A 12,570-nucleotide genomic window follows, 5' to 3' on the forward strand; every position below is an offset into this window, starting at 1 on the left:
ATTTGAGATGGTGACGATTCCGGGCACCGCCGGCAACGACAGCCTTGTCGGCACGGCCGATAACGATTGGATCACGGGTGACGCAGGCGACGATACACTGCAAGGGGGGGCCGGCAGGGACACGCTGGACGGCGCCACCGGCAGCGATGTCGTCGATGGCGGCAGCGGCGCGGATCAGCTGATCTGGTCGGCCGATTCCGGCAGCAGCGGCGCGCATGACGACTATCACGGCGGCGACGGCGAGGACGGCTACAACCCGGACGTCTATTCCCTGTCCGGCGGCGATACGCTGAGCATGGTCACCGCCGGCGCCGGGGCGGGCGGCTTTGAGGTGACCTTCTCGACGCCGAATTCCGGCACGGCGCAGGATGCCTTTGGCAACACCCTGTCCTTCGACGGCATCGAGCGCGTCTCGACCGGGAATGGTGCGGATTTCATCGACGCCACCGGCGCCGCGCCGGTCGATGGCCAGGGAATCCGCATCCAGACCGGCGGCGGCGACGATACCGTCCTCGCCGGCAATGGCGCGAATTATATCAACACCGGCGACGGCAATGACATCGTCCATGGCGGCTCGGGCTATGACCTGGTCGAGACCGGCACCGGCGACGACACCATCTATGGCAACGGCGGCACCGACGGGTTTCGCTGGGGCGACGGCAATTACAACGGCGCCATCGGCAACGACGTCTATTACGGCGAATATGGCACCGGCACCATCGACCCCGGCTCGACCAATACGCTGAACGCCTGGCAGCACGACACCGACGGCAATGGCGTCCGCCTGGTGCTGAACACCTCGACCAGCGGCACGGTCGATGCGACCGGCGCCGCGACCGGGCATCTGGATTTCTACGAGTTCAACAATGTCATCACCGGCTCGGGCAATGACACGGTGGATGGCTCGGGCGCCGGGGTGGACGGGTTCCGCACCTATACCGCCTGGGGCGACGACTCGATCCTGGGCAGCGCCGGCAATGACGAGATCGAGGGCGGCTGGGGCTCGGACACCATCGACGCGGGGGCCGGGAACGACCGAATCTCGATGGCGGGCGACCTGAACGCGGGTCATGCCTGGGACGACGACGGCCAGGACCTGCTGGTGCTGCGCGACGGCTTCGGCAACGACACCGTGCGCGCCTTTACCATCCGGGATTACAGCCAGCCGAACGATTGGGGCGGGGTCGACCACTTCCCGCAGGACCGGCTGGACGTCAGCGGGCTGCATGACGCGGACGGCAATCCGATCGACCTGAGCGATGTCACCGTCGGCTCTTATGTCGACCCGCGCGACGACAGCACCCATGCGCTGCTGACCTTTCCGAACGGCGAAAGCCTGGTGCTCTATGAGGTCGATCCGGCCGATCTGACCCGCGCGCGGCTGCACGAACTGGGCATTCCCTGCTTCTGCCGCGGCACGCTGATCGCCACGGATCGCGGCGAAATCGCGGTTGAACAACTGGCGGTGGGCGACCTGGTCGTCACGCGCGACCATGGGTTGCAGCCGATTCGCTGGATCGGCACCCGGGCGCTGGATGCCGTGGACCTGGCGGCGGCGCCGAAGCTGCGGCCGATCCGCATCCGCGCCGGCGCGCTGGGCCGCGGGCTGCCGCGCGCCGACCTGATGGTCTCGCCCCAGCACCGCGTCCTGGTGCGCTCGGCCATCGCGCAACGCATGTTCGGCGCGCCCGAGGTTCTGGTCGCGGCCAAGCAATTGCTGGCGATCGCGGGCATCGAGCAGGTCGAGGCGGGGGCGGTCGAATATATGCACCTGCTGTTCGAGCGGCACGAGATCCTGCTGTCGAACGGCGCCGAGACCGAGTCGCTTTACACCGGCGCCGAGGCGCTGAAGTCGGTCGGTGCGGCGGCGCGAGACGAGATCCTGACCCTGTTCCCCGAGCTGCGCGAGGGCCCGGCCGCGGCCGCGCGGCCGCTGGTGCCGGGGGGCAAGGCCAGGCAATTGGCAGAGCGGCACGCTCGGAACGGAAAGGCGCTGATCGGCTAGGAACGCGCAACCACAGGTGGAAATTGCAGGGCGGGATAGCCCTGCGCCCTGCCCGAAAGGACAGGTAACGGCGTTTTGGTGCTTTCTTTCTAATCCGCCCCGGATAGGCGATTCGGGGCGGTTCATCATATCTTAACCCCTCTGGCCTATCCTCAACGTGAGCGAGATTGGGGACAGCGATGGCTGTGATTAACGGAACGACAGGCGCCAATCGCCTGAACGGAACGACGGGGCGCGACACCATCCAGGGCTTCGATGGGCGCGACACGCTGAACGGCGGGCGGGGCAGCGACCATCTGCACGGCGGGGCCGGGGCGGATGTGCTGATCTGGGACCAGGATGCGCTGTCGCGCGGCAGCGTCGATACCTATATCGGCGGCAGCGCCGGCGAGAATTACGATTCCAACATCTATGGCGATCTGGCGGGCGGCGACCGGCTGCATCTGAACGGGGCCGGCGGCTTCCGCGTCACCTTCAACAACAGCGAGAATGGCTTTGCGCTGGACGCCTGGGGCAACCGGCTGAACTTCTCGGGCATCGAGCGGCTGCAGACCGGTGCCGGCAATGATTCCATCGACGGCAGCAGGGCCGGGCTGAACGCCGAGCGCGGCAGCGGCGCGAGCTACATGCCGGTGCACGGGCTGACGGTGAATTCGGGCGCCGGCAACGACACCATCCGCGGCACCAACGGCAGCGACGTGATCGACCCCGGCACCGGCAACGACCGGGTGTTCGGCGGCGGCGGCAACGACCTCTTGATGCCCTCGCAGGGCAACGACTATGGCCATGCCGGCGCCGGCGAGGACAATGTGCGCTGGGGCAACAACGGCAGCATGGGGCCGATCTACAACATCGGCCATGACACGCTGGTCGGCGGCGCCGGCCACGACCTGCTGAACCTCTGGGCCAAGGGCAATGGCGAGAACAGCGTTGGCGTGAACGTGGTCTTCACCAGCGCCAGCACCGGCCGGGCCAGCTATCCGCAGGCCAATGGCACCGTGGTCTTCAGCGAGTTCGAGCAGTTCTGGACCCATGAGGGCCGCGACACCGTCACCGCCGCCAATGCCACCATCGGCGCGAATCGGCAGGGGATCATGATCAACACCCGCTGGGGCGACGACCGCATCACCGGCAGCGCCGGCAATGACACCATCGAGGGCGGCGACGGCGCCGACACCATCAACGGCGGTCGCGGCAACGACTTCATCTCGATGTTCGAGGATATCACGGCCGCGAACGGCGCCGGCGTGCCGCGCGATGCGGCCCGCGACGTGCTGGTGCTGCAGGACGGCTTCGGCTCGGACACCATCCGCGCCTTCCAGGTCGGCGGCGCGAACGGCGACGTGCTGAACGTCAGCGCGCTGCATGACGCGGCCGGCAACCGGATCGATGTCGGCGACGTGCGGGTGTCCTCGCAGGGCAGCAGCGCCGTGCTGAGCTTTCCGAATGGCGAGCGGCTGGTGCTGGAGGGCGTCAATGCCGGCACGCTGACGCGGGCGATGCTGGTCAAGCTGGGCATCCCGGCGGCCGGCTCCGCGCAGGCCAGCGAGACGGCCAGCGCGGCGACGCTGTCGGCCGAGGATGGCGCCCAGGCCAAGACCGTCTCGGCCGCGAGCAGCCTGACTGCGACCGAGACCGCGGGCGACCAGCTTGCGGCGGATCACTTCGCCTGGCGTTTCGCGCCCGCCGCGACGGTGGCCGAGGAACATGCGGCCGGGACCAGGGCCGATCTTTCGGAGTTGGTGGACAGCTATCGCGGCTTGGCCCATGCCGACAGCGGCGACCATGCCGGCGTCCAGCACCTGCTGGCGCAGCTCTTCGACTGGGGTTGACCTCCTTGGCGGCGTCCCGTTGCGGGGCGCCGTCAGTCCCGCCGCGCGCGGCGCAGGGCGGCCGCCTGCCGGACATGGCCGGGCAGGATGGCGAAGCCCTTGGCATAGCGCAGGAACAGCCGGCGCGGGTTCGACAGCATGCGCCAGGCCCATTCCAGCTTGGCCTTGCGCAGCAGGGCCGGCGCCCGGCGCTGGTGGCCCGACAGGAAGTCCAGCCCGGCGCCGATCGAGGCGAAGCCGACATCGCCCAGGGCATCGCGGGCGCGGATCGCGAACAGCTCCTGCCGCGGCGCACCGAGCGCCAGGAAGCAGAGCCGCGCGCCCGAGGCGCGGATGCGCTCGATGATCTGGCCGGCTTCCTCGCCCATCGGGTCGAAGGGAAAGCCCGGTGCATGGGTCAGCGCCACGCGCAGCCCGGGCACGGCGCGCGCCATGGCCTCGGCCGCCAGCGCCAGCGATTCGTCGCTGCTGCCGATCAGCGCCACCGGCAGGCCGGCCCGCGCCGCCTCGGCCGCGAGCGGCAGCACCAGATCCGAGCCCGGCGCCAGCGCCACCGGCCGCCCGGCGATGCGCGACAGCCAGACGATGGGATTGCCGTCGGCGCAGACCAGGTCATGCGCGGCATAGGCGCGGCGGAAACGCCCGTCCTCGGCCAGCCTTTGCAGGTGATCGACGTTGATCGTGGCGATGGCGAAACCCTGGCCGTCCCGCAGCTTCTGCCGCACCGCCGCCAGCAGCGCCGTTGAATCGTGACAATTGATCCGGACGGCATTGCCGTCGGGAAAGCTGAACTGCATGATGCGCCTCGGGGTCCGGCCGGAATTCGCGGCAGGATGTGGCCTGGGCGCGGCGATTGCAACGCCCTTCCCGGCCCTTGGCAATGAGCGGCGCCCGCCGCGTGACTGGTGGAGGCAGGCCATGCCCGTATTGGCCCTGATGGTGCTGCTGAGCTGGCCGGTGGTGGTCGGCATCCTGTTCTCGCGCAAGGAGCGGGCGCTGGCGCTGATTTGGTCGATCTTCGCGGGCTACCTGATCCTGCCGCAGCTGGTCGAGATCGACCTGCCGGCCTTTCCGGGCCTGAACAAGCACATGATCCCGGCCATGGCCGCGGCGGTCATGGTCTATTTCGTCACCAAGGACCGCGCCCGGGACGAACCGCCGCCGCCGCCCATGGGCGCCTGGGTGGCGGTGCTGCTGGCGATGAACTTCGCCGCGCCGGTGCTGACGGCGCTGACCAATCCCGACCCGCTGATCGACGGCATCAACTACCGCCCCGCCATGTCGATCAGCCAGGGCGTGGCCGACCTGATCTTGCAATTCATCCTGCTGCTGCCCTTCCTCATGGGCTACAAGCTGCTCTGGAACGCGCGCGGGGCCGAGCTGTGGATCCGCGCCCTGGTGCTGGGCGTGCTGTGCTATACCGTCCCGATGCTGATCGAGCTGCGCATGAGCCCGCAGATCAACGTCTGGGTCTATGGCTATTTCCAGCACGATTTCATCCAGACCATCCGCTATGGCGGCTATCGACCCATCGTCTTCCTGGAGCATCCGCTGTGGGTGGCGCTGATGACCATGACCGCCTTTCTGTCGGCCATCGCGATCTGGCGCAACGACCGCACCCGGCGCAACCTGCTGATCGCCGCCTATCTGGGCTGCATCGTCTTTCTGTGCAAATCGGCCGGGGCGCTGTTGCAGACGATGATGGCGGCGCCGCTGGTGGCCTTTGCCCGGCCGCGGCTGATGGTGCTGGCGGCGGCGCTGGTCGCGGGCGTCGCCTTTTCCTATCCGACGCTGCGCACCACATCCTGGATGCCGCTGCAGGGCATCGTGGACCTGGCCATGTCGATCTCGCCCGAGCGCGGCCGCTCGCTGGAATTCCGGCTGATGAACGAGGAGGCGCTGCTGGAGCGCGCCATGGAGCGGCCGGTCTTCGGCTGGGGTGGCTGGGGGCGGCCGCTGTTTTACGACCTCTACAACGGCAAGCTGGCCTCGGTCCCGGACGGGCAATGGGTGATCTGGATCGGCGCGCGCGGCATCTTCGGCTATCTGGCGCAGTTCCTGCTGCTGCTGACGCCGATCTTCGCCATGCTGCGCGCCATGCCCGGCGGCCGCCACCCGCCGCGCGAGCGCGAACTGGTCGTGCTGGGCACGCTGTCCCTGATGCTGGCGATGAATCTGCTGGACCTGATCCCGAATGCCACGATCACGCCCTTGACCTGGCTGACGGCGGGCGCTCTGCTGGGCAATGCCCACAGGCTGCGGCAGGGTGTCGCGGATGATGCCGACCTGCCGCTGAACGAACGGATTCTGCCTAAAAAGGCAGGCATTCAAACGGTTTTATAGGTTGGTCCGCGGCGCCGAATTGGCTATGCCGAATACGCCTGCCAGTTGTTAAGCCATTAGGCCCCGCAGGGGGTTTCCACGAGTTGAAAAGAGGCATCCCATGGCCTTCGACAAGAGCGTCGTTGAGGACAGTGACATCGCCATCGTCGGCATGGCCGCGCAACTGCCGGGTGCGGCGGGCGTGGCCGAATACTGGGACAACCTCTGTCGGGGCGTCGAGTCGATCCAGCGCGTGCCCGAGGCCGAGCTGATCGCGCGCGGGGAATCGCGGGCGCGCATGGCCGATCCGAACTATGTGCCCTCGGCCGCGATCCTGGGGCAATTCGACGAATTCGACGCGGAATTCTTTGGCCTCTCGCCCAAGGAAGCCGCGATCATGGACCCGCAGCACCGCAAGTTCCTGGAGACCTGCTGGCACGCGCTGGAGGATGCCGCCCATGTGCCCGAGCGGTTCGCCGGTAATATCGGCGTCTGGGCCGGCTGCGGCATGGGCAGCTATTTCTACTGGAACGTGTGCTCGAACCGCGACCTGGTCGATGGCGTCGGTCATTTCCTGCTGCGCCATACCGGCAATGACAAGGATTTCCTGTCGACCCGTGTCAGCCATGTCTTCGACCTGAAGGGGCCATCGGTCAATGTGCAGACGGCCTGCTCGACCTCGCTGGTGGCGATCCACATGGCCTGCCAGTCGCTGAATTCGGGCGAATGCGACATGGCGCTGGCCGGCGGTGTCACCATCGAGCTGCCGCATGGGCTGGGTTATCTCTACAAGGAAAACGAGATCCTGTCGCCGGACGGCCATTGCCACGCCTTCGACCACCGGGCGCAGGGCACGGTCTTCGGCAGCGGCGCGGCGGTGCTGGCGCTGCGGCGGGCCAGCGATGCCATCGCCGATGGCGACCATATCTGGGCGATCATCAAGGGCAGCGCCATCAACAACGACGGCGCCGCCAAGGCGGGCTATCTCGCCCCCAGCGTCGAGGGCCAGGCGCAGGCGATTTCCGAGGCGCTGGTCATGGCCGGGGTCAGCTCCGACAGCATCGGCTATGTCGAATGCCACGGCACCGGCACGGCGCTGGGCGACCCGATCGAGGTCGCGGCGCTGAACCAGGCCTATGCGCGGGTCTCGGACGGCACGCGGCAGGGGCCCTGCCATATCGGCTCGGTCAAGACCAATATCGGCCATCTGGATACGGCGGCGGGCAGCGCGGGCCTCATCAAGTCGGCCTTGGCGGTGCATCACGGCCAGATCCCGCCCAGCCTGGGCTACGAGGCGCCGAACCCGGCCATCGACTTCGAGGGCGGGCCGTTTCGCGTCAACGATGCCTTGGGCGACTGGCCCATCGCCGGGCCGCGCCGGGCCGGGGTGAACTCGCTGGGTGTCGGCGGCACCAATGCGCATGTGATCGTCCAGGAACCGCCGGCGGCGCAGCCTTCGGGCGAGTCGGATTGGCCGTTCCAGATCATCGCCGTCTCGGGGCGCAGCAAGGCGGCGCTGGATGCCAATGCGGCCGCGCTGGCCGGCTGGCTGGCGGCGAACCCGGCGGTGAACCTGGCCGACCTGTCCTTCACCCTGACGCAGGGGCGGCGGCAGTTCGACCGGCGCCGGGTGCTGGTCGCGGAAACCGCCGAGCAGGCGGCGGCGCTGCTGGCCAATCCCGACCCGCGGCTGGTCTTCGACCACCAGCCGGTCGGCGACCCGACTGATGCGGTATTCATGCTGCCCGGCGGCGGCGCGCAATATGCCGGCATGGCGCGCGGGCTCTACCAGACCGAGCCGACCTTCCGCGAATGGATGGATCGCGGGCTGGACCATATGGCGGCCGCGCATGGCGCCGACCTGCGGGCGCTGTGGCTGCCCGAACCGGGGCATGAGGCCGAGGCGGACCGGCGGCTGCTGCAACCCTCGCTGCAATTGCCGCTGCTGATGATCACCGAATATGCGCTGGCGCAGCTGTGGATCAGCTGGGGCGTGACGCCTGCGGCGCTGATCGGCCATTCCATGGGCGAGAACACCGCCGCCTGCATCGCCGGGGTGATGAGCTTTCAGGATTGCATCGGGCTGGTGCGGCTGCGCGGCTTGCTGATGGACCGGGTGCCGGCGGGCGGCATGCTGTCGGTGCCGCTGGAGCCGGCCGAGTTCGCCGAAGAGCTGGCCGCGCTGGGGCTGGACCTGGCGGCGGTCAACGGGCCGTCGATGTCGGTGGTCTCGGGACCGGACGCGACGCTTGACGAATTCGCCGCGAAGATGGCGGCGCGCGAGGTGGAATGCCAACGCATCGCCATTTCCATCGCCGCGCATTCGCGGCTGCTCGACGGGGTGATGGCCGAATTCCGCGCCTATCTGGCCTCGATCCCGCTGAACCCGCCGCGCATTCCGATCATCTCGAACCGCTCGGGCCTGCCCTTGACCGATGCCGAGGCGACCAGCCCGGATTACTGGGTCGCGCATCTGCGCGGCACCGTGCGCTTTGCCGATGGCATCGCGCATCTGGCGCAGGCGCCGGGGCGGGTCTTCCTGGAGGTCGGGCCGGGCCGCGCCATGCAGGCCATGGCCAAGGCCAACCCGGGCGTCGCGGCGCATCAGGTGGTGTCCACGCTGCGCCACCGCGACCACGCGACCGAGGATGACAGTTTCTTCATGGCCGCGCTGGCCCGGTTCTGGGCCTGCGGCGGCGCCATCGACTGGGGCCAGATCTGGGGCGAGGCGCCGCGGCGGCGGCTGTCGCTGCCGGGCTATGCCTTCCAGCGCAAGCGCTATTTCATCGAGCGTTCCGCCAGCGTGGCCACCGACGCCGCCGACGAGCTGGCCCGGATCGAGGAGCCCGCCGAATGGGGCTGGCGCCCGGCCTGGAAACTCGCCTCGCCGAATATCGAGATCGGGCCGCAGGGTCCGGTGGCGACGGGCTCGCAGAACTGGCTGGTCTTTGTCGACGAGCTGGGCCTGGGCGAGCGCGTGGCGGCGGGTTTGCGCGCCCGCGGCCAGCGCGTGGCCGAGGTCCGTATCGGCGACAGTTTCGCCGACAAGACCGTTTCTGGGGGCGACGGCCGCTTCCTGCTGCCGGTCGAATCCGACCGCGAGGGCTATGAGATGCTGCTGGCGGCGCTGGCGGCGCAGGACATGGTGCCCGAGCGCATCCTGCACCTGTGGTCGGTGACGCAAGGCGCGAAGTTCCGCCCCGGCTCGAGCCTGCTCAACAGCCAGCTGGAGCGCGGCTTCTTCGGCCTCTTGCACCTGGCGCAGGCCATCGGCACGGAACTGCCCGAGGCCAAGCTGGAGCTGATCGCGATCTGCAACGACGCGCTGCGCGTCGCGGACGAGCCGGCGCCCAGCCCCGAGAAGGCGACGGCGGCGGGACCGATCCGGGTCATGCCGCATGAGATGCCGAATATCCGCGCCCGGCTGGTCGATGTGCGCGTGCCGAAGGCGCTGGACGCGCTGGCCGCGAACCTGCTGGAAGAGGCGCTGGCGCCCTCGGGCGCGGCCATTGCGGCTTGGCGCGACGGGCGCCGTTTCGAGCAGAGCCTTGAAAAGGTTGCGCTGGCCGATGACGGCATGGCCGGCGTGCCGGCGGGGGCGACCTGCCTGATCACCGGCGGTTTCGGCGGCATCGGCCAAGCCATTGCCCGCGAGCTGGCCGGCAGGGGCGGCGCGAAGCTGGCGCTGACCACGCGCGGGCGGGTGGACAGCCCGGCCATCCTGGCCTCGGTCCGCCAGCTGGAAGCCTTGGGCGCCGAGGTGCTGGCGATCCGCGCCGATGTGACCAGCCCCGAGGACATGGCCCGGGCCGTGGCCGAGACCAGGGCGCGCTTCGGCGGGCTCGAGGTGGTGCTGCATGCGGCGGGGGTGATCCGCGACAGCCTGATCGCCGCCAAGACCGACGACGACAGCTGGGATGTGCTGGCGCCGAAGCTCTTGGGCACGAGGGCGCTGGTCGAGGCGCTGGACGGGCAACCGGCGGGGCTGACGGTGCTGTTTGCCTCGACCTCCTCGGTGATCGCGCCGGCGGGGCAGGCGGATTACGTCGCCGCCAACGAATACCTGAACGCGGTGGCGCGATCCGCGCCGCCGGCGCTGGGGCGCGTGGTCGCGGTCAACTGGGGCGTCTGGGCCGATGCCGGCATGGCGGCGCGGGCGATGGGGCTGGACACGGCCTCGGTCGTCGCGGTGCCGCAGGGCCGGCCGCTCCTGGACGACAGCCTGCCGGTTCCGGGCGGGCGCGAGTTCCGCAGCACGCTGCGCATCGAGGACTGGATCATCGGCGGCCACAAGACCGCCGCGGGCCAGGCGCTGATGCCCGGCACCGGCTGGATCGAGCTGGTCTCGGAGGCGGCGCTGGAATCCGGCCTGTCGCTGCCCATCGTGATCCGCGACCTGGAATTCCGCCGGCCGCTGCTGGTGACGGACAAGGCCATGGTGACGACGCGGGTAACGCCCGAGGGCGACGCCATGCGCATCGACATCCTGGACGACCCGCAGGGCGATCCGAACGTCACCGCGCTGGTCGGCCGGCTGGACGCGCCCGCGCCAGCACCGCTGGCGGTTGCGGGCGGCTGGGACCAGGACGGGCAGGGCACGGCGCTGCCTTCGGCACAGGAACGGCAGATGACCTTCGGGCCGCGCTGGAAGGTGCTGCGCCGCTTCCGCATCGCCGAGGGCGAAGGCGTGGCCGAGCTGTCGCTGGCGCCGGAATTCGCCGGCGAGGCGGGCGAGTGGCTGGCGCATCCGGCGCTGCTGGATATCGCCACCGGCTGGGCCATGGCGCTGATCAAGGGCTGGTCGCCCGATCACCTGTGGGTGCCGATGGGCTATCGCTCGATCCGGCTCTACGCCCCCTTGCCGGCGCAGGTGACCAGCCGCATCCGCAACGCGGGCGAGAACAGCGATGCCCAGGGCATGGCGCAATTCGACATCACCCTGGCCGGGCCGGATGGCGCGATTGTCGCGGAAATCAAGGGCTTCGCGCTGCGCAAGCTCTCGGCCGCGATCTCGGCCCAGCCGCAGCGGGCGGCCGCCCCGCGCAGCCTGTCGCCGGCCGAGCGGCGCCTGCAGCACAATATCAGCCAGGGCATCCCGGCCGCCATCGGCCCCTCGATGCTGAGCCGGGCGATCTCGACCGGGCTGGCGCAGGTCTATGTCTCGTCGCTGGACCTGAACGCGCTGATCCTCGAGGCCGGCGTGGTCGAGGATGCCGCGCCCAGCGAGGGCGGCTTCGAGCGTCCCGACCTCGACAGCGATTTCGTCGAGCCGACCCCCGGCACCCAGGCCGAACTGGCCGCGATCTGGTCCGAACTGCTGGGCATCGCCCAGGTCGGCGCCGCGGACAGCTTCTTCGACCTGGGGGGCCATTCGCTGATCGCGGTGCGCATGTTCGGGCAGCTGCGCAAGAAATTCGGCGTCGACCTGCCGATCTCGACCCTGTTTGAGGCGCCGACCATCGCCGGGCTGGCCGCGCTGGTCGAGGAACGCACCGGCCCGCGCGAGCTGGTCTCGCCCGACAATGTGGCCAAGCTGCCGGTGTCGCAGAAACCGCGCTTCCGCTTTGTCGTGGACATGGGCGGGCGCGGCGACGGCACGCCCTTCTTCATCGTCGCCGGCATGTTCGGCAATATCATGAACCTGCGGCAACTGGCGCAGCGCACCGGCGCCGACCGCCGCTTCTATGGTCTGCAGGCGCGCGGGCTTCTGGGCGACGACAAGCCGCATGACAGCTTTGCCGAGGCGGCGCGCGACTATATCGCGGAAATCCGCCAGGTGCAGCCCAACGGCCCCTATCTGCTGGGCGGCTTTTCGGGCGGCGGGCTGACGGCTTACGAGATGGCGCGGCAGCTGCGCGCGGCGGGCGAGGAGGTGGCGATGCTGGTCATGCTCGACACGCCCTTGCCGCTGCGCGAGCCGGTCAGCCGCAAGGACCGGCTGGCGATCCGCCTGGGCGAATTGCGCGAGGGCGGTCCCGGCTTTGTCTGGAAGTGGCTGCGCGACCGCGTGGCCTATGAATTCCAGCGCCGCAGCAAGGCCAAGGCGGTCGAGGCGGAAGTCGCGGCCGAGGCGACCGGCGCCTTCCATGACCTCGCCATCGAGGCGGCCTTCCTGGCCGCGCTGCCGGGGATGCAGGTGACGGAATGGGACGGGCCGGTGGCGATGTTCCGCCCGCCGCTCGACAAGCGCTGGAAGGTGACCGGCGGGCGCTGGATCAACTCGGGCCGCGATTATGTCGTCGAGGACAACGGCTGGACCCCCTACATGCCGCAGCTGCGGGTGATCGAGGTGCCGGGCGACCACGATTCCATGGTGCTTGAACCCAATGTGCGCCGCATGGCCTCGGTCCTGCGCGAGATCCTGCGCGAGGCCGATGCCGCGCCCTCCAGCGTCAAGGCGGCAGAGTGATC

Annotated in this window: 5 protein-coding genes; 4 read left to right on the top strand and 1 reads right to left on the bottom strand. The window is 69.4% G+C overall.

Translation table 11 applies throughout. The annotated features are described in order from the left end of the window. Window positions 1-7: 7 nt before the first annotated feature. Window positions 8-2,005, top strand: a complete 1,998-nt coding sequence (locus E3D03_RS06065; protein WP_263566213.1) for a Hint domain-containing protein — start codon at window positions 8-10, stop codon at window positions 2,003-2,005. A 179-nt stretch (window positions 2,006-2,184) separates the two neighbouring features. Beyond that, entirely contained in the window at window positions 2,185-3,837 is a 1,653-nt protein-coding gene (locus E3D03_RS06070; RefSeq protein WP_263566214.1) for a calcium-binding protein, read from the top strand. A 32-nt stretch (window positions 3,838-3,869) separates the two neighbouring features. Here the strand turns inward: E3D03_RS06070 and E3D03_RS06075 are convergent, their stop codons facing one another. Next, entirely contained in the window at window positions 3,870-4,634 is a 765-nt protein-coding gene (locus E3D03_RS06075) for a WecB/TagA/CpsF family glycosyltransferase (protein ID WP_263566215.1), read from the bottom strand. 121 nt (window positions 4,635-4,755) lie between these two features. Here E3D03_RS06075 and E3D03_RS06080 point away from each other — a divergent pair, with 121 nt between their 5' ends. After that, complete coding sequence (locus E3D03_RS06080; RefSeq protein WP_263566216.1) at window positions 4,756-6,180, top strand: hypothetical protein; 1,425 nt, start codon at window positions 4,756-4,758, stop codon at window positions 6,178-6,180. Between the two features lie 100 nt (window positions 6,181-6,280). After that, window positions 6,281-12,568 (top strand): type I polyketide synthase, encoded by a 6,288-nt coding sequence (locus E3D03_RS06085; RefSeq protein WP_263566217.1) that lies wholly within the window; start codon window positions 6,281-6,283, stop codon window positions 12,566-12,568. The last annotated feature ends 2 nt before the right edge of the window (window positions 12,569-12,570 follow it).

It is taken from the genome of Paracoccus sp. DMF (genome assembly GCF_004407025.1).
GTDB lineage: Bacteria > Pseudomonadota > Alphaproteobacteria > Rhodobacterales > Rhodobacteraceae > Paracoccus > Paracoccus aminovorans_B.